At 50.9% G+C, this 21,612-nt stretch carries 10 protein-coding genes; 1 reads left to right on the top strand and 9 read right to left on the bottom strand.

All coding sequences use genetic code 11. The features are described from left to right. Positions 1-13: 13 nt before the first annotated feature. From EXU85_RS04665 to EXU85_RS04685, 5 genes are all read right to left on the bottom strand, one after another. Positions 14-2,407, bottom strand: a complete 2,394-nt coding sequence (locus tag EXU85_RS04665) for an ABC transporter permease (RefSeq protein WP_142770951.1) — start codon at positions 2,405-2,407, stop codon at positions 14-16. A 73-nt stretch (positions 2,408-2,480) separates the two neighbouring features. Next, a complete protein-coding gene (locus EXU85_RS04670; protein WP_142770952.1) occupies positions 2,481-3,095 on the bottom strand; it encodes a hypothetical protein in 615 nt (204 codons plus the stop codon). Between the two features lie 217 nt (positions 3,096-3,312). Continuing rightward, complete coding sequence (locus EXU85_RS04675) at positions 3,313-5,760, bottom strand: FtsX-like permease family protein (RefSeq protein ID WP_142770953.1); 2,448 nt, start codon at positions 5,758-5,760, stop codon at positions 3,313-3,315. Positions 5,761-5,888: 128 nt separating this feature from the next. Next, the gene (locus EXU85_RS04680; protein WP_142770954.1) at positions 5,889-8,273 is read right to left on the bottom strand and encodes an FtsX-like permease family protein; all 2,385 of its coding nucleotides are present in this window, start codon (positions 8,271-8,273) and stop codon (positions 5,889-5,891) included. 100 nt (positions 8,274-8,373) lie between these two features. Further along, positions 8,374-10,827, bottom strand: coding sequence for an ABC transporter permease (locus EXU85_RS04685; protein WP_142770955.1), 2,454 nt, complete (start codon positions 10,825-10,827; stop codon positions 8,374-8,376). Between the two features lie 48 nt (positions 10,828-10,875). Here EXU85_RS04685 and EXU85_RS04690 point away from each other — a divergent pair, with 48 nt between their 5' ends. Beyond that, a complete protein-coding gene (locus EXU85_RS04690; RefSeq protein ID WP_142770956.1) occupies positions 10,876-11,334 on the top strand; it encodes a hypothetical protein in 459 nt (152 codons plus the stop codon). Here the strand turns inward: EXU85_RS04690 and EXU85_RS04695 are convergent, their stop codons facing one another. The 4 genes from EXU85_RS04695 to EXU85_RS04710 all read right to left on the bottom strand — a co-directional run bounded on the left by EXU85_RS04695 (position 11,335) and on the right by EXU85_RS04710 (position 21,481). Then, positions 11,335-13,821, bottom strand: coding sequence for an ABC transporter permease (locus tag EXU85_RS04695; protein ID WP_246859432.1), 2,487 nt, complete (start codon positions 13,819-13,821; stop codon positions 11,335-11,337). 35 nt (positions 13,822-13,856) lie between these two features. Then, positions 13,857-16,292 carry an ABC transporter permease gene (locus EXU85_RS04700; protein ID WP_142770958.1) on the bottom strand — a complete coding sequence of 812 codons (2,436 nt, stop codon included), beginning with the start codon at positions 16,290-16,292 and terminating at the stop codon, positions 13,857-13,859. A 286-nt stretch (positions 16,293-16,578) separates the two neighbouring features. Continuing rightward, a complete protein-coding gene (locus EXU85_RS04705; RefSeq protein WP_142770959.1) occupies positions 16,579-18,993 on the bottom strand; it encodes an ABC transporter permease in 2,415 nt (804 codons plus the stop codon). A gap of 82 nt (positions 18,994-19,075) precedes the next feature. After that, entirely contained in the window at positions 19,076-21,481 is a 2,406-nt protein-coding gene (locus tag EXU85_RS04710) for an ABC transporter permease (protein ID WP_142770960.1), read from the bottom strand. Positions 21,482-21,612 lie beyond the last annotated feature (131 nt).

A 21,612-nucleotide genomic window follows, 5' to 3' on the forward strand; every position in this document is an offset into this window, starting at 1 on the left:
CCCTCTCCTCCTTTTACTCCGAACGAAGTGATTTCACTGGATTCGTTAGGGCGGCTTTTACACTTTGGTAAATTACGGTTAACCAGCAGATTAGCAAAGTAAGGAGGCAGGCTGCTATAAAAACCCATATGCCAATGTCTGTTTTATACGGAAAGTTTTGCAACCATTTATACATGGAATACCAGGCCACGGGAACCGCGATAGGGAAAGAAAACAACACCAGTTTCGTGAAATCTCTGGATAGCAGCACCACCACGCTCGATACCGAAGCCCCAAGTACCTTCCGCACGCCAATTTCTTTGACTCGCTGCTCGGTAGTGAAGGTTGCCAGGCCAAATAGTCCCAGACAGGCAATCAGGATCGTTAGCGCTGAGAAGGTCGTGAAAATGCGGCCACGAAGTTCATCCGCCTGGTAAGCCGACTCAAAATCCTGATCTAAGAAACGGTATTCAAACAGACGGTCCGGATACAGTTCACGCCATTGCTGCCCAATGAACGCCACTGTTTTTTCAACATTCTGCGCCTGAATTTTGATATGAATGACTGGATTCGCCCGCCGACATAGCAAAATCATTGGCTCAATTGGATTGTACAGGGACTGCTGGTGAAAATCCTTTACAACACCAATAACTTGCGCTGTGGGTGGGGGTGGTCCCTGCTGACCAGGCTGAGGCTGGCTGCCCAGTATGACTTTTTTGCCCAGCGGCTCTTTCCAGCCCATGCGCTCCACCACGGCCTGATTGATGATGACTGAGTTGAGCGTATCTGCCGGAATTTTTTCAGAGAAATCACGGCCACGTACGATTTTCATTCCCATCGTTCTCAGGTAATCGTAGTCGATTCCCATAGGCTTGAATCCCATTTCTTTTAGTCCGGTGTTTGATTCTACCGTGAAAATAACCCGACCCCCAATGTTACTCGTAGGTGCTGAGGCTGAAGCTACTTGTCGGATATTCGGATTGGCGAGTAGACTATTTTTCAGCGTATTGAATTGCTCTCTGGGCTGGCGGCCCTGGTAATCAATTGTCAAGACCTGCTCCTGATCGTAGCCTAAGTCATGATTGCGCATGAAATTGAGTTGTTTATAAACAATCCAGGTGCAAATGAGCATGATCAGCGAAATGGCAAATTGGACTACCACCAGCGTTTTTCGGAAAAAACTCCCGCCTTTGGCGTTAAATGATCCTTTAAGTACGGCTGCTGGCTCAAACGAAGACAGGTAAAAGGCCGGATAACTGCCGCTTATGAAACCCGTGAATACAACAATGGTGAGGCCAATCAATAGAAACTCTGGTCGTAGCAATTCGCGGAACTGAATTTCCTTCCCCGAAACAGAATTGAAAAAAGGCAGTAGTACAACTACCAGAATCAAACTGGCTGCCAGTGCCAGAACTGTCATGAGTACTGACTCGGTTAGGAACTGCGCCATCAGCCGGCCCCGAACCGAACCCATTACTTTCCGAAGCCCAACTTCCTTAGCCCGCCTGGCTGAGCGGGCCGTTGCCAAGTTCATGTAGTTGATACTGGCCAGCAGTAGCATAAAAAACGCGACCGCGCTAAAGGTGTATACGTAGCCAATGTTGCCGTTAGATTCGCCTTCTAGATTGGAGTACAGGTGAATGTTAGCCAGTGGTTGCAACTCATAGGTGACCTTGATACCCATCCGCTTGAAAATCGGGCCTACGTATTTGTCGTATACCTGTGGAAACTTACTTTCCAGAATTTTGGTGTCAAAGTGTTCGGGCAATACCAGATAACTATAGATGTAAAAAGCACCCCAGTTTGTATCCTGACTTCGTTCGTTCTGGCCTGCCGAAATCAGGGCGTTGAAGGTAAAGTGTGAGTTCTTCGGAACATCTTCCAGAACACCCGTTACTTTATAAAACGTTGTATCATTCGTTTGCAGCGACTGCCCCAGCGCAGTTCGAGAACCGAAGAATTTCTGCGCTGCCTTGTGGGTCAATACTACGCTGCCAGGTTGCGCCAGCGCCGTTTTGGGATCACCTTCGATAAATTTGTAACTGAATACATCGAATACGGTAGAATCGGCGGCATAGATATCATCTTCATAAAATCGTTTCTCTCCCTGCCGAAACATCATCCGACCATACGGAAAGAACCGCACGTAATTTTTGACGAAGGGGTAATCCTGCTTCAGCGTTTTAACTAAAGGCGGTTGTGTGCTGCTCCAGCGGTTTACTTTGTCGGGCTCAGTAATATGCGAAACGATCCGGTAAATCTGGGACGCATTGGTGTGGTAGCGGTCGAAACTCAGTTCATCCGTCACGTACAGTAGTAACAACAGGCCACAGGTAACCCCAATGGTCAGTCCCAGAATGTTAATCAGGCTGTAAAATTTATCTTTCCGAAGATTCCGCCAGGCGATTTTGAGATAGTTAAGAAGCATAAGACAAGGAGTTTAGGGCATGGGGGATGGAAGGTAGAAAACGGTTTGACCTTGCTCCACGCTTCCTGCGTCTCTATTTCCCAGCTTTGGGCACGCCTATCGATTTTTCGATGTCTTCGATCAGTCGTTGCCGTTCCTGCTGTGATTTGTTCTGCACATCAATAGTGCGTTCGTAGGTAACATCATCGCCATCTTTTTGAAACTTGTAACGCAGGTATAATTGCCCAGCATCCGAATCATACTTGACCTCCTTGGTGTAGGGATGTTTCCCGCCCACAGCCATCGTCTGATTGTCTCCGTTAGTAAGCGATACCGTTTCCTGATCGCTGCTGATGATCGCGATTGACTCAGGACTTCTTGGGGCTCTGGGCGCTATAGGCGCTCTGGGTGGCATTGGAGCGTGTGGAGCCAGGGCTGCACGGGGTGCTCTAGGCGGCCTGGGCGGCGCAGGCATACTAACATTCAGCGAATCCAGAATGTGTTCACGTAGTGCATCGCGCTCATCTTTGTTTAGGTTAGATACATCGAACGTGCGATCATAATCAATCGGCTTATCATCAACCGTACCTTTAACCCGAATCGATAGTGTTTTGCCATCGTCGTTGATGTTGCGACTGATAGAGGTGCCGTGCTGGGCCATCGCCACCGAAGCAGATAGAGCCAGAAAGGCCGTTACAAGCGTTTTCATGTTGGTTGACTGTTAATGGTTTACATTGATTTGCAGGACGAATGCGCCCAATACCATACAGACACCAAATTTTTGCGTATGTTGCTTTGGGGGAGGGAAAAGAAGAAGGGGAGTAAAGGGAGAAAGGAAGGAAAGGAAATAAAAACAATACTTTCCTTATTTTCCCTCTCGTCCCTCTCCTCCTTCCTCCCTCTCCTCCGCAACGGCGGCCCGGCCTTTACTCCGTTTTTAAACTTTTCACCGGATTCATCAGAGCCGCTTTTATACTCTGGAAACTGATGGTCAGGAGGGCAATCACCACGGCCAGCAGACCCGCCACGGCGAACAGCCACCACTCGATGTCAATTTTATAGGCGAAGTCCTGTAACCATTTATCCACGCCCCACCAGGCTACAGGCGTAGCCATCAGGACCGCAATGAGTATGAGCACCAGAAAGTCTTTGGACAGCAGCGTAACAATACTGGCCACGGATGCGCCCAGTACTTTCCGAACCCCAATTTCCTTTGTTCGGCGTTGCGCTGTGAAGGTAACCAGCCCGAATAAGCCCAGGCAACTGATGAACACCGCAATGCCCGTGGCCAGGGTAACGAGCTTACCCAGGTTACGCTCCTTCCCGTAAAGATCAGCTACTGATTCATCGAAAAATTTGGCCTCAAAGGGTTCGTCCGGGTAAGTGGTTCCCCAAAGCGTTTTGATCTGCGCCAGCGTTTTGTCGAAGGAGTCAGCTCCGCTCCGCCGGAATTTTACATTGAAGACATGTAAGTTGTCTTTCTGGCTCATTAGTGCCGTGGGCTGAATGGTATTATGTAACGATCGGTGATTGAAGTCATGGACTACACCAACGATGGGTAGTGTGGCTAATACATGCCCAACGGCATCGGCTGGATGCTGGAAGCCGATTCGTTTCGCCAGGGTTTCGTTGATAATATATTCCCGTGCGGTGTCACTCGGAAGCAGGTTACGCCCTGCTACTAATTTCATACCGTATAAAGCCAGGTAGGCCGTATCGGCATCTTTGCGGTACACATTAATTTTTAACTTTCCCTTTTTGCCCGCGTAGTCCAGAGTAGAGGTAGACCAGCCACCCGCGATAGGCGTCTGATTGGCCATACTCACGCGTTCGACACCCGATAGCTTACGAATTTGATCGGCCAGCGTAAACCGGGCATTCTGACGGTCGCCGTTGAAAAAGCTGCTGGTCGGTGTATGGAAGGTCACGATGGCTTCGCGTTGAAAACCCAGGTCGGCGTTGATCAGGAACCGCAACTGCTGACCCACCAGCAACGCGCCAACAATAAACACCTGCGCTACAGCAAATTGTCCTACAATAAGAACTCTCCGAAGTCCCGCACTACCTGCCGTCTGGGTTGTCTGGTTACGCAGAGCGAGCACAGGTGAAAGTTTCGAAATAAGAATGCCGGGGTAAATACCGGCTAATAGGGCTGTTACCAGCGCAACCGTAAGCAGGAAAACGTATAATTGTGGTTTCGAGAAATCGAGGGCAATACCCTTGGGTACAATATCGCCGAGGTAGGCTAAAGCTCCCTGTGCCAGTCCTATCGCAATAGCCGTTGCCAGCAGCGTAAGCACAAAGGTTTCACCCAAAAACTGGAAGATTAACTGCTTGTTCGCGCTTCCCAGGGATTTTCGTACCCCAATTTCCTTAGCCCGCTGCGTTGACTGTGCCGTAGCCATATTGATGAAATTGATGCAGGCCAGCAGTAGCAAAAATCCGCCTACCAATCCGAGTACCAGCAGGGTAGGACGGTGGGCTACGTGAATTCCACCAGCATAGTCGGCGTTGAAATGCACATCGGCCAGCGGCTGAAGTTGCAACCAGCGATTCCCTTTCTCTTCGGTAGCGGGCAGATGACTCTCCACCATTTTCGTGATCTGCTCGCCAAAGCGTTTCGGATTGGTACCCGGCGCTACTATGAGCAGACACTGCGACGATGAATTGGTATTGTTCCACTCCGTGAACCCTAAATTCTCCCGGCGCTTTTTGTTGGTGGTGACGGTCGCAAGAGAAATGAAGGCCTGGAAATCAAAATTACTGGGCGCGTCGAGGTCTTTTATCAAGCCCGAAATGGTTAATGAGAGGGTATCCTGGTACTGCTTCCCAATAAGCCGTCGACCCACGACGGCAGGGCTGGCATCACCAAAATACAGGCGAGCCTGCCGCTCCGTCAGTACAAGCTGACCCGGTTTTGACAGCGACGAAGTAGGCGAACCCGCCAGCCATTGCCGGGGCATGATCGCAAAAAAAGCCCCATCGGTAGTGGCTATCCAATCGGACTCGTTCTTTGGGGCATGAAAACGGGCGGGGTCTGCACCTGAGCGAGGAATTTCAACAACCTGAAAACTGCTTGTATGAAAGGCAGCAACGGTTTTTGCGCCTGCCAGTTCAGTACGAACCGCTCCTGGGATTGGGGACGATAAGCCGGGGTTGTGGTAAAATTCATCGCCAAACTTGAACTTCGATACCAGCCGGTATATCTGCCCGGCATTCGGGTTGTTCTGATCGAAATTAAGCTCAAACTGAACGATCAGATAAATGACCAGACAGGCCGCTACACCTACCGATAAGCCCGCTACGTTGAGCGCCGTGGTCAGACGGTTTCGACCAAGGTTGCGAATCGCGATTTTGAGATAGCTTTTGAACATAGGAGGGAAAGGGAGTAAAGGGAGTAAAGGGAGAAAGGAGGAAAGGGAGGAGGGGGGTAAAGGGAGGTAGTGTTGCCCTTTCCTCCTTCCTCCCTTTACTCCCTTTCTCCGCGACGGCGGCCCGGCCTTTATTCCGATCTTAAACTTTTCACCGGATTCATCAAGGCGGCTTTCACACTCTGGAAACTTACGGTCAATAACGCAATGCCAAGCGCTAACAGGCCCGATAGGGCGAACATCCACCAGGCAATGTCAATTTTATAGGTGAAACCCTGTAGCCATTGATTCATGGCGTACCACGCGATGGGCGAGGCAATGACAATGGCAACCAGCGTGAGTCGAACAAACTCCTGCCCAAACAGCCAGAGAATGGAGGGTACACTGGCCCCCAGTACTTTCCGGACGCCGATTTCTTTGGTTTTCTGCGCCACCATGAACGAGACTAAGCCAAATAAACCCAGGCAGCCAATGAAAATAGCGATCAGGGCGAAGACACCAAGCAAGGTTAGCATCAGCTCGTCCAGCGCGTAGAAATTGGCGATCCGTTGATCCAGAAACTGGTACGAATAAATGAATTCCGGGAAGGTTGCCGTCCAGATTTTCTCCATCGCAGGCAATGACGTTCTGAGGGTACTCGTATTAAGTCGGATGGCACAAGCCTGATAGGCTCCCAAATTGGCCCGGATGCAGATGGGTGGGATCGACTGCCGGAACGAGCCGTTATGAAAATCCTTCATTACCCCTACAATCGGTCCTTTCCGTTTGCCTTTGCTGGTGTACATGATCGTGCCAATGGCTTCCTGCGGTGATTTCAGGTTTAGTGATTTCAGGGCCACTTCATTCAGCACATACTCATTGGTCGTATCGGAGTGAACAATGTTGCGACCGGCCAGCAGGGTAAGCCCAAACGTGGGTATGTACGCTTCGTCGGCGTCTTTGGTCACGATCAGAAACTTCTCGTCCTCCGCCCGCCCGGCGAGCCGGATCGTTGTGGCGTTAATGCCCAAATCGGCGGGGGCCTGGTAGCAGAACGACACCTTTTCGACGCCAGCGAGTTGCAGGAACTGGGATTTGAGCGTGCTCATTTTCGCGTTATCCTGAACCGGTAACGGCAGCATGACGACACCCTCTTTGGTGAATCCCATGTCGGCCTGACGAGCATACCGCATCTGATTGGTAATGACAATGGTACCAATAATCAGCAACTGCGACAGGGCTAATTGCCCCACCACCAGCACCCGGCGCAATGGAAAGCCACCAATATGGCGTTGTGCCAGTCGGCCGCTCAGAGCCAGAACGGGTCTGAAACCCGCTAGCACCAGGCCGGGGTAGGCTCCAGACAGGAACGTAACCAGTACTGTTGACAGGAGCAGGAACAGCGGAAGCCGGAAGTCGCTGAACAGATTGAGCGATAAGTTGATTTGCAATAGCTGGCTTAGTAAAGGCAGCGCCAAACCCGCCACACCAAGCGCCAGCAGCGTAGCCAGTACGCTGATCAGGCCTGTTTCGGCCATAAATTGCCAGAAGAGCTGCGCTGGCCGACTGCCCAATACCTTCCGAACACCAATCTCTTTGGCTCGTTTGAGCGCCTGCGCCGTGGCCAGATTAATGAAGTTCACACAGGCGACCACAATCAGCAGAAAGCCAATTAGTGACAGTACCCAAAGATTTGTTTTGTCGATGCGCCCGCTGTAATCGGTGTTGAGGTGCATATCGGCAATGGGCTGGAGCTTCAGGACGTTGTGCTTATTGCTCGCGTCGGTCACATATTTTTTCATGACGCTGGCCAGCGCAGCCTCTGCCGTGGCTACGGACGTAGTGGGTTTTAGCAGGGTAAAGACCTGAAGGCTAGCCGAGTAATTACCCCAGTTTTCTTCATTGAAATAGTCGTCGAATTGCTTAGCGTTGGCAAACGAGAGGTAGATCTCCTCCCGACGGTCGGTGTTGGCGGGAAGATCGCGCAGGACGCCCGTCACGGTAAAATCCATCCGGTTATCGAACCGAAACGTTTTGCCCATCGGGTTCGCCGTCCCGAAAAACTTCTGGGCCATCCGTTCTGTAAGAATCGCTGTGTTCGGAGCCGTAAGGGCCGTTCGGGCATCGCCCTGAAGCAAGGGAAAGTCGAGAATGGAAAACAGATCGCTTTCCGCAAACGCAACGTCCGGATGGTATTTGTCGATCTTCCCGGCTGTGGTTACCCCGATCACAGCCTCGCCAATCGATAGCACACGGGCCGTTTTTTCGGCAAACGTCTGTTCGTCACGAATGACCCGACCCAGGGGCGAATACACCCCTGATGAGTGGCTGATTCCCTCGTGGTTCGTTTCCATCACGACACGGTAAATGCGGTCGGCATTGGTGTGGAACCGATCAACGCCATAGTGGTAAGCCACCAGCGTAAAGATCAGGATTCCACAGGTCAGGCTTAGCGCCAGCCCCAGCACGTTGATGGATGCGTAAACCTTGTTACGAACCAGATTCCGCCAGGCGATTTTGATGTAGTTTGTTAGCATAGGTTGTAAAGGGAGGAGCGGGAGGAGAGGAGGAATGGGAGGAGAGGAAAAAGGATAAACGCATTATCTTCCCTCTCGTCCCTTTATCCCCCTCTTCCCTTTACTCCGATCTTAATGATTTCACTGGATTCATCATAGCAGCTTTAATACTCTGGAAGCTCACTGTGAGCAGCGCAACGCTAACTGCAAGGATACCCGCCAGGGCGAACATCCACCACTCGATGTCGATTTTGAACGCGAATTTCTGTAGCCATTGATTCATCACGTACCAGGCCAGGGGCGAACTCAGCACCAGGGCCACCAGCACGAGTTTGACGAAATCAAAGGAGAATAGACCGAAGATATTGGCCGTTGTTGCCCCCAGTGCTTTCCGAATGCCCACCTCTTTCGTTCGGGTTTCGGCCATGAACGCCACCACACCGTAAAGCCCCAGACAGCCAATGAAAATGGCGATAGCGGCCAGCAATTGGAACAGCGAGTACATCCGCTCTTCGCTTTTGTAGAAATTGGCGAGTCGCTGATCCAGAAATTCGTATTTAAACACAAAATCGGGGAAGGTCGCATTCCAAGCCGTTTCGACCTTGCCAATCAATTGACTGATGGCTTCCGTACTTTGTCCAGGTGTGAGTTTAACGCCTAAGCTTCGGTACTGGTCGCGATAGGAGGTCAGTATAATTGGTTCAATATGCTGGTGTAGCGAGAACGAATTGAAATCCTTGACGACGCCAACAATCGGCTTTTTCAATGTTTCACCATTCACCGTCATGAACTTACCGATAACCTGTTCCGGTTTCTGAAAGCCCAGGCGTTTCATGAAGGCTTCGTTGATGACAAACTCCCGCATGGTATCACCCGGTTGATACATTCGTCCTGCAATCAGGTGAAGGCCATACGTGCGAACATAAGCGGTATCGGCGGGACGCATGAGTATGCCATAGTCGGAATCTTTATCCGCGTTTCCGAAGCGAAAACCGGTTGACCAGTTACTGCTGGATGACGGTGTTGTCATGGCGAAACTAATCGACTGGATGCCTGGCAGACCTGTCAGTTTTGCTTTCAGACTTTCCAGTTGCCCAGGATTTTTCTCGGGTAGATTCACGGCTAGCACCGCATCCCGGCTGTAGCCTAAGTCGGCCGAGCGGAAATACTTCATCTGATAATACGCAATGATCGTTCCGATTATGAGCAACTGCGAAATGGCAAACTGCCCCACAATCAGCCCCCGGCGCAGCGTTAATTGATTAATACCACCTTGCCCCGATGACCGAATTTTGCCTTTCAGTGCCAGAATAGGTTGGTAACCGGATAGAACCAGCGCCGGGTAAAAGCCTGCCAGCGCAGTTGTGAGTACCCCTAGCGTAATTAAAAAGACAATCACCGTTGGGTCGAACAAGGTGGCCGCACCCGGCTTAATATTGAGCAACTCGCCTACGTAAGGCAACGCGGCCTGCGCAAGAAATAAACCAAATACCATTGCCATGCCTGTCAGTACACCGGTTTCGCCCAAAAACTGCCGCACCAATTGACTGCGTGAACTGCCCAACACTTTCCGGACGCCCACTTCTTTAGCCCGACGAATCGCCTGGGCCGTAGCCAGATTAATGAAGTTGACACAGGCCGTAATCAGAATAAACAGACCAATCAGACCCATCGCCCAGATCATTTCCATGCTAAGGGTTCGCTTGGCGTAGTTGTCGGTGCGGGTGTCAGTATGGATGCTGGTCAGGGGTTGTAGTGCGTAAACCAGATCGCGGGCGTCTTCGGGCTTTTGGTATTTGTTCACGAACGCTACCAACTGCTTGTCCATCTGCGCCGACTCAACTAACTGATCGTCTGCTGTGCCGGGGAGTTTTAAGTAAATCTGTGCGCCCCCGTAGGTTGACTGCCAGTCGTCCCAGTTGGTACTAGCCCCAAACTGCTTGAGCGAGGCAAACGACAGCAACACCTCAAAGGGCATACTCGTCGTGGCGGGTAGATTCTGCACAACGCCCGACACGACAAAATCCATCTTGTTCTCGACACGCAGGGTTTTCCCCATTGGATCGCCCGTGCCAAAATACTTTTGGGCCATTTGCTCACTGAGCACAACCGTATTCGGATTATTAAGCGACGTTTGGGGGCTTCCGTTTTTCCAGCCGAAATCGAACAACCGGAAATATTCGGGTTCAACAAAAGCGACCACCCCGTCACCCTCCTGAAACTTTTTAGCCGGTACACCCGATTTTTGGCCCACAGTTACGACTACATTGGCAATGCGGTTAACCATCGTGACATCGTGCTTCAGGTTCGGGAAATCGTTCCGAAGGGCGGCTAATGCAGGCAGTGGAATACCTACATTCCCACGATCCGTGTTGTTCTTTTTGTTAAACGAAACAAGCCGATATGTTTGGGCGGCATGTGCATTGTGCTTATCGAAGCTCAGTTCGTAGCGAATGGCCAGAAAGAGGAGCAGGCAGCAGGCCAGGCTAAGCGTTAATCCCAGCACATTAATGACCGAATAACTCCAGTTGCGCTTCAGGGCGCGGAGGGCGGTAGTTAGATAACTTTTAAGCATTGGTTTACTTATATTTGGCAAGCGGTGTTTTTATAAAATCAGACTGATATGGACTATCCAAATCGTATTCCTCAAAAATTCCTCGTCATGGAGGACGAGATGGGTGTAAATGCCCCAATTACTCACCAGCGCGTTATCTCCAAACTGCACGTCGAGCTGGGTGTATTGTACTATCATCGCAAAAGCATTGCCTATGAACCACTTCCTGAAACCATGCTCGGCGAAGGCATCTCTAGTCCTACACCCGATCTGATACTCTATGATGCCGAGACGGAACAAACCCGTGTCATCATTGAAGTATGCCATACAAGAGCCGTAAAAAGCGACCTCGATAAAGTTATCCGATTAATCGAGGGTGGGTTGTATGGTATTCTGGAAGGGTTTGTCTACAACTATAAAACCGCCGAGTGGTACCGGTATCGTCTTGGCAATGGTGGTCTGGTTGATTCATCTGCGCTGTCTGACATACTTAGTTTAGATTTGAGTAAGTTTTTAGACGTCAATTAACTAGTCGGAACGAAGTGATTTCACCGGATTCATGAGCGCGGTGGCAATCGTTTTGCTGCCAATGGAAACTAGTACCAGACACATGACCAGCAGGGCAGGCACCGCAAACAGCCACCAGCTTAGTTCAATTCGGGCTGCGTAATTGGCCAGCCAATTTTTGACTAAAAAGTAGGTGATGGGAATGCCGATGACGATAGAAATCAGGACCGTTCTAATAAAGTCTTTCGACAGCAAAATCATTAGGTTGGTAGTACTGGCCCCGATTACTTTACGAATCCCGATCTCCTTCGTGCGTTTGGCAACGGTAAACGTAGCCAGGCCGAATAGCCCTAAGCAGGAGATAAGGATGGCAAAACCGGTTAGCGCGCCAAACACCTGCTGAAAGCGCTCATCAGCCTTGTATTGCTTGTCGTACTCGCTGTCCATGAAGAAATAGCTAAATGGTGAATAGGGGAAATTGGCCTGGTACACCTTCTTCAGCATGGCGAGTTGCTCGCTGGCATTGCCGCCCGCAAACTTCACGCTGGCAAACGCATCGAATTTAGGTGAATACATATGGATGATCGGAATGTAGGCCGCCTTTGGCGATTCGTAGTGGTAATTGCTGATAACGCCCCGAATCGTTGCGGTATGCCCCCAGAAGTCTACCCGCTTGCCAATAGCCTCAGCGGGCGTAGGGATGCCCCAGAGCCGGATGGTTTCTTCGTTGACAATGAGTTGCCGGTTCGTGGTGTCCGAAAAACCGGGCCGGGTGGTTAGATCGAAGTTTTTGCCTGCCAGCAGCTTGATCCCCATCAGGCCGATAAACGACGTGTCGATCCGGGTCAGGTAAAAATTATACGAGGTTTTCTTCACAGCATCCGACAGATTGAGGCCCGTCGTTGACCCCATTTGGGTAGACCCTAGCCCTGGTACAGTACTCGAAAGCGATACCGCCTTTACCTGCGACTGGTTGAGCAGCATTTGCCGAAATGCCCCGTAGTCCTGCTGAACGTCGTTTCCCACGGGCGCTTTCACGACCAGCGTATGAGCCATGTTTACCCCTAAGTTTTGTTCCCGCAGAAAGTTGACCTGCCAATACACTGCGAACGTCTGCACCAGCAGAATCAGGGTAATCGTAAACTGAAAAACCACCAATGACTTACGCAGCAAGGTGCCTTTAGTGGAGCGCGAGAAATTACCTTTGAGTACCGTGACCGGATCAAAGGCAGACAGCACAAAGGCCGGGTAAAAGCCCGATAGTAAAATACTCAGCAACAGAAACGCGCCCAGGCTTTCCCAGAAAAATACGTCCCTGAATACGGTAAAGCCTTCGGGTAGTCCCGACACTTCAATAAATACCGGCAATAGGGTAGATACCAATCCTACGGCCAATACACCGGCAACTAGATTGATCAGAATGGTTTCCGTAAAAATCTGCGCTTTTATCTGCCCCTGGGTGGAGCCAACCACCTTTCTCATGCCAATTTCCCGCGCCCGATCAAGGGCCTTGGAGGTGGTCAGATTCACGTAGTTGACAAAGGCACTCAGCAGCACCAGAAACGCGACACCCAGCAGAAAGTACACCGACCGGGCTTCGCCATTTGGCTCAGTTTCAAAGGTTTTGTGGGAATACAGGTGGATGTCGCCAATTTTCTGGCCGATTACCCGATCATTTGTTATCTTCTTTTCGCGGATCAACCGGTCGCTGAAGGCCGCCAGCGATTTAGTGAAACCTTCATACCGGGCATTTTTGGTCAATTGTAGATAGGTGTACGTATTATTGTTGTTCCAGTTGTTTTCCCATTCGCCAAAGTCCGACAGCATGGTTGGGTAGGAGACCAGCATATCGAATTTCAGGTGCGTATTGGCCGGGCTATCGGGCACTACCCCAACTACTTCCAGCAGAACGCTGCTTGATGACTTCGGGATTTTCAGGGTTTTACCAACAACATCGAGCGTCTTGAAGTAGGTCAACGCCATTTTTTCGGTCAGCACAGCCTGGCGGGGTCTGGTAAAAAGACCATTTCGACTTCCCCGAACCAGCGGGTAATTGAACAGCGAGAAAAAGGAAGAATCGACCGCGTAAACTTTATCGACTACATAATACCGATCGCTAATCTGAACCGTCGTAGTTGGTTTCTGAAGGGCATAGACGCGGGTATAGTTGACCACCTCGTTCATTTCCTGTTTGGCTTTGGCACCAATTGGCGGAAAGGTTTCGGCATCCTGCGCATCTACCGTGCCACCGTTCATATAGTCTATGCTGAGCCGCACGAGCTGATTCGCCCGCGGATTTGACTGTTCGTAACTCAGCTCGAAGCGCACATACTGGATAATGAGCAGTGCCACCGCCAAGCCAGAGGCTAAGCCTACCACATTAATGAGGCTGAAAGTAGCATCCTTCCTGACAATTCGCAGGGCAATTTTGATGTAGTTTGATAGCATGGGAAGGAAGGAGGAAGGGGAGAAAGGAGGAGAGGGACGAGGGGTAACGTGTAAACGCATTAACTTCCCGCTCGTCCCTCTCCTCCTTCCTCCCTTTACTCCGAACGAAGTGATTTCACTGGATTCATTAACGCAGCTTTGATACTCTGGAAACTCACGGTTAATAGGGCAATGCCTACCGATAGGACAGCTGCCAGCGCGAATACCCACCACGAAATGTCAATTTTGTAGGCGAAGTCCTCCAGCCAGCGGCTCATGGTATACCAGGCTACGGGTACGGCAATCACGATGGCAATGGCTACCAGTTTCAAAAAGTCTTTCGAGAGTAAAGCCACAATGCTACCGACCGATGCGCCAAGTACTTTCCGAACGCCAATTTCTTTGGTACGTTGCTCAGCCGTGAACGTAGCCAGTCCGAACAGGCCCAGGCAGGCAACGAAAATGGTCAGGCCGGCAAAAATGCCGAGGATGCTGCCAATTTTCTGTTCTGCCCGATAGGTAGCCATAAAGCGCTCATCCAGAAACGAGTATGAAAAAGGGGCATCGGGCATAAGCTGACTCCACTGCTGTTTCATACTGGCGAGTAACCCCGCAATATCTTTGGTTTTCACTTTCACAATCACGGTTCCCGAATTAGGACTCAACACCATGATCAGGGGCGCAATGCGCTCATGCATCGATTTGAAGTGAAAATCTTTCACGATGCCGATGACGCGGTAGGCGGTTTTTTGTCCTTCGTTGTTGGCATTGGTAATGGTGTGCCCCAACGCTTTGTCGCCCCAGCCAAACGTCTTGGCGGCTGTTTCGTTCAGAATCACGCCCGACGAATCGGTACCATAGTGCTGAGAGAAATTTCGGCCCGCTGCCAGTTGCATACCCAGCGTCGGAATGTAATTGTAATCGACATCGTAGCGGAGGGTCTTTACCAGTTGGGTGGAATTGGTTTCGGGATAAACCGTGAAGTTGTTGTTATTGCTCGGGCCAGCGGGCAAATAGCCCGACGTACTCACATTTACGACGCGCGGGTCCTGCATGATCTGGCTACGGAATACATCTTCCTTTTTGCCCAGCAGCCAGGTTTCGGGTAATACCAGCACCTGGTCTTTGTTGTAGCCTAACTTTTTGTTCTGAATGTAGCTGAGTTGGCGATACACTACCGTAGCGCCCACCATGAGCGAGATCGAAATGAAGAATTGGAAAACAACCAACCCGCTGCGTAGTCCGATGCTGTTTCGGCTCGACGTGAATTTCCGGAATGCCGTACCACCTTTTAGTACCGCAATTGGCTTGAAGGATGACAGGAAAAAAGCCGGGTAGCTTCCGGCCAATACACCGACCAGTAAACCTAGCAGGAGCAGCGCTGGTAATAGCCAGGCATTTTCCGTAAAGTTTAAGGTCAATTCTTTGTCCGCTAGCTGGTTGAAAAATGGCAACGCCATGTACACCAGTCCAATGGCCAGGAGCAAGGCAATCGCCGTTAGTAGGAGCGATTCGATCAGGAATTGATTGGCCAGTGCCATTTTAACGGAGCCTAGCACCTTCCGAATGCCCACTTCTTTGGCCCGTTTCGAGGCTCCGGCTGTGGATAAGTTCATGAAATTGATGCAGGCAATGAGCAGCATAAACAGGGCGACGGCACCAAAAATATAGACGTAACGAATATCACTTCCCGCTTCCAGATTCATGGTCATATCCGAATGCAGATGAATATCGGTCAGCGGTTCCAGAAACAGGCCAATGTCGTTGCCTTTCTGACGGAATTGAGCCAGGGTCATTCCCATTGCCTGCTGCAACTGGGGAGCCATGTATTTCTCCACCACCTGCGGCATTTTGGCTTCTAATTGCCGGTAATCGTACCCTTTAGGCAAGACCAGATAGGTATGAAATTCGGATGTCATCCAGGAATTCGATTGAGCATCCGGGTGACTGGCCATTGAGATAAACAGGTCGAAATGGAAGTGCGAGTTCGTAGGCACTTTGTCTATAACGCCGGTAATTTGATAGGGCGTATTCCAGCCTTTAATGGTTATGACCTGGCCAACCGGATTGCCATTCCCGAAATATTTCCGGGCCATTGACTGCGTAATAATTGCGGTATTGGGCCGAATTAAAGCCGTTTTGGCATCGCCCTGAAGAAGCGGGAGTGTAAATACCTGGAAAAAATTAGAATCTACATACGCGATAGCGTTATCCTTGAAAGTTTTATCGCCAGCCGTAATCAAGGGAGCGCCACCCACCCGCAATCGAGTAGATTCCAGCACTTCTGGGTAATCGGCTTTGAGGGTTTTCGCAACGGGCGGCATCACGTGCGCTTCGTTCATTTTTCCGCCCTGTATCGAGCCCCGGAAAATAACGCGCACAATCCGATCGGCCTTTTCGTTGAAGCGGTCGTAGCTGAGTTCATCAAGCACGAACAGGCTAATGAGCATACAAGTCGCCAGCCCCAGCGCCAGTCCAATGATGTTGATGGCAGAAAACGCGCGGTTTCGGACCAGATTCCGCCAGGCGATTTTGATATAGTTTTGCAGCATGGGTACTCGATGTTAGACAACTAAGCTAAGAAGCTATAGACACATACCCAAATGACGTACCATGATTGTAATCTATTGACTTTGAGTATATTGTAATCCGATCAATGCTAAATTGTGTCCGCAAACGGACGGTTTTCGTTCAGTTGCGGACACTGTCAGAACCGGGATTTATGTGATTTTATTGACCGACTATGATTTTTATTATTCCCTCGGCAAAGCCGAAAACAAAATCATAGTCGGTCAATAAAATCACATAAATCCCGGCGGGGCCGCCCGCGCGGTCTGACTACTCCGATCGAAGGCTTTCTACCGGGTTTTCCAGGGCGGCCCGATAGGTTCGTATGCCGATGGTCAGACTGCCTAGCAGCAGTAAACTGCCGAAGCAAAGTGCGAACGTTTCAAAACCAATACTAACGTGATAGGCGAAGTTGCTCAGGAAGGCATAGCCTGCCAGATAGCCAAGTGGCATAGCAATCGCTGCCGCAATGAGCAGCAATCGCACAAAATCCCGTGAGAGTAGCCAGACAACCTGACTGACCTGGGCACCCAGCACTTTTCGGACGCCCACTTCCTTCACGCGGGTTTGCGTGGTGTAAGTAACCATACCCAGCAGACCCAGGCAGGCAATCGAAAACGATAACACCAGCAGCAGCGTCGTGAAATCCATGTCTTCGGGATGTGAATGGCGTTGTTCCAGAAAGTCTGTATACCACTGTCCGGCGAATGGCTCATAGGGACTCAATCGTTTCCAGATCTGTTTGGTATCGGCTAAGACGGCCTCTTCGGCACCAGCCGTCACGCTAACGGTCAGATAGCGAAATTGGTCGGGTTGGTTACGCAGAATCAGCGGTTTGATTGCCCAGGCAAACGACGTAAACCGGAAGTCTTTCAGCACCCCGGCAATTTGGATCTCGGTGCTATCGTTGAGCCACAGCGATTTACCCACCGCTTCCCGAAAATTGCCAAGTCGGAAGGCCTTAACGGCTTCTTCATTGACGAGTGCAAGCTGTGTAGTTGAGCTTCGGGTTACGGGGCTGTGCGCTGCTGCGCTTACTGATGCCAGAGAGTCTGCCGATGCCGCTGGCAAATTCTGGCCTGCCAGCAAGGTTAGATTCATGGTCGAGACAAATTGCGGATCAACGGACCACAGAAAGGCCATGGAGGAATCGGAACCGTTATGTTCCCGCTTCAGAGTACGGCTCTCACCAAACGAACCGAATAATTCGGATGTTGCCGACACCTGCTCAACGCCTGCCAATTGGTTTAATTCATTGGCCAGCCGCTGTGCCGGAACCGTATTAAGTGGGAGTGTCAGTACCCGATCACGTCGAAAACCATAATCAGCCGTGGCCATGTAGTTCATCTGCCGACTCATGGACAGCAGCCCGATCATGGCAATCAGGGAGATGGAGAACTGAGCGACGATCAGCGATTTGCGGAGTGAAATGCCCCGAATAACCCGAAGTCCTGTCTGGCTGCGCAACACCTGTGAAGGCTGAAAACCAGACAACACGCGGGCGGGTACAACGCCCGCCAGCAAACCGGCTACCACGCTGAACAACACAAAAATGGCTGTTAGCTGCCAGTTCCACTGAACACCCCCAATGAGCCACTGCTGCACGAAAGCCATAGGCTTGATGAATTCGAGCATAACATAGGCTAGTCCCAGCGCCAGTAGCGATAAAATAATCGACTCGGCCATGAATTGCCCAACCAGTTGCCAGCGAATGGCCCCAGCTACCTTCCGAATACCCACCTCACGGGCACGACTCAGCGACCGGGCCAGCGTCAGGTTTATGTAGTTGAACGCAGCCAGCAACAGCGTTAGTAACCCAACCCCCGCTTCCACTAAAAGTCCTCCAACTTGTGGTTCATGGGTAGCACGCATGAGTTCCTGGCGAGCGGGCGACAGTTTCGTGAATGGCTGAACGCGTAGAGTGTACCCTTTTTCGGTTTTAAAACGTAGCTTATTCGTTGCCCGCCCAACTACACCTGGCAGGACTTTTTCGAGTGCGTCGGCAGCCGTGCCGGGTTTCAGCAGAACATAGGTGTGGCAGGTCTGATAGTTGCGCCAGTCGGCAAACGAGGCGCGCTGTTGCGGATTCCAGGGCGTCTGCAACGAAAACAGCATATCAAAATCCAGATGTGATTTAACCGGCATATTGGCCAATACACCCGTAACTGTGAACTGGCCAAGCTCCGTATTTTGCAGAACCTGCCCGACCGGATTCGCGGTACCAAAAAACTTTTCGGCGGTTTTGCGCGTGAGCACAACCGTATTGGGCTCCGTTGCGGGTCGGCCTTTCGCCAATTTGTAGCCGAAAATGCGAAAGAAACCTGGGTCAACGGCATAGGATACCGTCGTAAATCGCTTGTGGGTGCTCGAAAATTCCCCGTATGTTTTAGCGGCACGGGTGGCTTCTTCCACAAACGGGTAATCACGTTTCAACACCTCCGCCAGCGGCATGGGCGATGTAGCGAAAGGCGTAACGTCGTTATCCTGCCCCACTACATCGGTCAGAATTCGGTACGTCCGGTCCCGATTGGGGTGGAAATTATCGTAATCAAACGACCCTTTGATGTGTGCGATGGACAGAAAACACACCACTAGCCCTGAGGCAAGGCCAAAGATGTTGATAAACGAAAACAGCTTATGTTTCCAGAGATTCCGCCAAGCAATCTTGATGTAGTTTTTTAGCATAGGGTAGGGACGTGGAGCAGGGGGCAGGGGGCAGGGGGCAGGGGCTGCTATTCCCGGCTCCGTGCTCCCTGCCCCGCGCAATTTATTCACTTCGTAAACTCTTTACCGGATTCGTCAGGGCCGCTTTCACGCTTTGGAAGCTCACGGTTAGTAAGGCAATGAGTACGGTGAGTCCACCAGCCAGTAGGAACACCCACCAGTGAATGTCGGTGCGGTAGGCGAAATCGTTGAGCCAGGTGTGCATAGCATACCAGGCCACGGGCGAAGCAATAAGCAGCGCCACAATCACCAGCTTCATAAAGTCTTTGGAGAACATGGCCACCAGGCTTACTTCCGACGCGCCCAGTACTTTGCGAATGCCGATTTCCTTGGTGCGCTGTTCGGCCATGAACATCGACAGACCAAACAAGCCCAGACACGAAATCAGAATGGCTACCCCGGCAAAGACGCTGAATAGCGTTTGCTGTGTTTGCTCACGAGCGTAAAGACGGTCGAATCGGGCATCCAGAAACTGGTAGTCGAACGGGCGTTCCGGGAAGAACTGTTTCCAGACGGTTTCAACACGCTGTAAAGCGGCTGGGACAGAGCCTTTCAGGGGAACCGACAGCCAATTGAGCTGACCGGGTCTCAGAATCATGGCAAGAGCGGCCATTTGCTGATGCAATGACTCAAAGTGAACGTCTTTCGTTACACCAATGATCTGTCCCTTAGCGGGGCCATACTGAAATGGTTTACCAATGGCTTGTTCGGGCGTCCAGCCTAATTGCCGAACAGCCGTTTCATTCAACACAACCATCGACGTATCGGTAGAATGGGAACGGGAGAAGTTTCGTCCGGCAGCCATACCAATCTGATACGCTGGAATGAAATCGTAATCGACACTCAGCCCACGCAGGTTAATCTTTACCGGCGCCATCGTGTCGCCTTTCATGGCCATAGCTCCATACGAATCCAGTAACCGACCCGATGGAATTCGGGATGAGCGGCCCATATCCCGTACAACGCCCGTCTGGATAAGCTGCTGTTTGAGGGTTTCGTAATTCGTTGTCGAATCGCCCACATCTGGTAGTAGCAGGACCTGATCTTTGGCATAACCCAGCCGATAGTCCTGAATGTACTTCATCTGGTTGTAAACAACCGCTGTGCTGATAATCAGGACAATGGCAATCGCGAACTGGGTTATAACCAGCACCTGACGCAGTTTGCCAGTGCGCATGGTGGAGGCAATCTGTCCTTTCAATACACCCAGTGGCCGGAAGGATGTGAGGAAGAACGCCGGATAGCTGCCCGCTACCAGGCCTGTCAACAGCGTAATACCAAGTACAATGCCCAGAAACCCTGGGTCGAGCAATTGCTTAAACACCAGTTGCTTATGCGTGAAGTCGTTGAGGGCTGGTAGAAAGAGAACCACCAGCAGGCTCGCGATGCCCAGGGCGATCGTTACCAGCACGACGGATTCGCTCAAGAACTGACCAATGAGCTGGGCGCGCAAAGCCCCTACAACCTTGCGCATCCCAACCTCTTTGGCCCGCCCTGCCGAACGGGCTGTTGCCAGATTCATGTAGTTGATGCAGGCGATCAACAGAATGAATAGTCCAATGGCCGAAAACAAATAGATATAACTGATATCGCCGGTTGGCTCCACTTCCGAATCCGTATGCGAACGCAGGTGGATATCGGTGAGTTTTTGCAGATTCAGTACTGACCAGAGTGACGCTTTACGCCCTTCTTCAGGCGGAACATGTTTGTCCTGAAAAGCCGGGAAAGCCGCTTCGATGCGCTTGGGGTCGGCACCGGGCCTTAACAGCATATAGGTATTGAAGGAGTTGTTGCTGTAACTGGTTCGCAGTTGTTCAGCCCCGTAAACCCGGTTATCGTTAAAGGTGGAGAGCGAAATTAAAATGGTGGGATGAAAATGCGACTGAGCGGGTAAGGGTTCATAAACACCCGTAACGGTCATGTCGAACTGGTTATTCAATCGAACGGTTTTCCCTATTGGATTCTCATTACCGAAGTACTTCTCCGCCATTGGTCGGGAGAACATAATGGAAAATGGATTGACCAGGGCAAGGTCGGGGTTTCCGCTGATTAGATTAAAATCGAATACCTTGAACAGATTCGATTCGGCAAAGTACATGTCCTCTTCGTTGAACGAGTGTTCGCCGTAGCGAACCAGCCCATCGTTACTGATTGTGCGCACGACTTGCTCTGCCTCCGGAAAATCCTGTTTAATCAGCGGGCCAAATGGCGGTGCAGCCTGCGCCAGTTTCAGCGAGGCAGTCCCATCCGATGAGAGGAAGGTTCGGGCAACGCGGTAGATACGGTCTGCCTTGGTGTTATAACGGTCGTAGCTCAGTTCATCCTTCACGTACAGGGCAATGAGCAGAAAACACGCCAGCCCTACAGCAACGCCGGTAATGTTGATAAACCCGAATGTCTTGTGTTTCCGCAAATTGCGAAAAGCGATCAGCAGATAATTGCGTAGCATGAGGAATACAGTAATTGGCGCCATAGAACGTTGCCCAAATGCTGTACCAAAAAATTAACTACTTGATTATCAGTATGTATTTTTGTTTTTGTAGAAAGCGTTGTCCGTAAACGGACGCCAGACGGACAGTT

This window comes from Spirosoma sp. KCTC 42546 (assembly GCF_006965485.1).
Taxonomy (GTDB): Bacteria; Bacteroidota; Bacteroidia; order Cytophagales; family Spirosomataceae; genus Spirosoma.

Bases quoted from the DNA above. Each gene is read 5' to 3' on its own strand.
- EXU85_RS04665 (WP_142770951.1), bottom strand. From the start codon at position 2,407: ATGCTTCTTAACTATCTCAAAATCGCCTGGCGGAATCTTCGGAAAGAT.
- EXU85_RS04670 (WP_142770952.1), bottom strand. From the start codon at position 3,095: ATGAAAACGCTTGTAACGGCCTTTCTGGCTCTATCTGCTTCGGTGGCG.
- EXU85_RS04675 (WP_142770953.1), bottom strand. From the start codon at position 5,760: ATGTTCAAAAGCTATCTCAAAATCGCGATTCGCAACCTTGGTCGAAAC.
- EXU85_RS04680 (WP_142770954.1), bottom strand. From the start codon at position 8,273: ATGCTAACAAACTACATCAAAATCGCCTGGCGGAATCTGGTTCGTAAC.
- EXU85_RS04685 (WP_142770955.1), bottom strand. From the start codon at position 10,827: ATGCTTAAAAGTTATCTAACTACCGCCCTCCGCGCCCTGAAGCGCAAC.
- EXU85_RS04690 (WP_142770956.1), top strand. From the start codon at position 10,876: ATGGACTATCCAAATCGTATTCCTCAAAAATTCCTCGTCATGGAGGAC.
- EXU85_RS04695 (WP_246859432.1), bottom strand. From the start codon at position 13,821: ATGCGTTTACACGTTACCCCTCGTCCCTCTCCTCCTTTCTCCCCTTCC.
- EXU85_RS04700 (WP_142770958.1), bottom strand. From the start codon at position 16,292: ATGCTGCAAAACTATATCAAAATCGCCTGGCGGAATCTGGTCCGAAAC.
- EXU85_RS04705 (WP_142770959.1), bottom strand. From the start codon at position 18,993: ATGCTAAAAAACTACATCAAGATTGCTTGGCGGAATCTCTGGAAACAT.
- EXU85_RS04710 (WP_142770960.1), bottom strand. From the start codon at position 21,481: ATGCTACGCAATTATCTGCTGATCGCTTTTCGCAATTTGCGGAAACAC.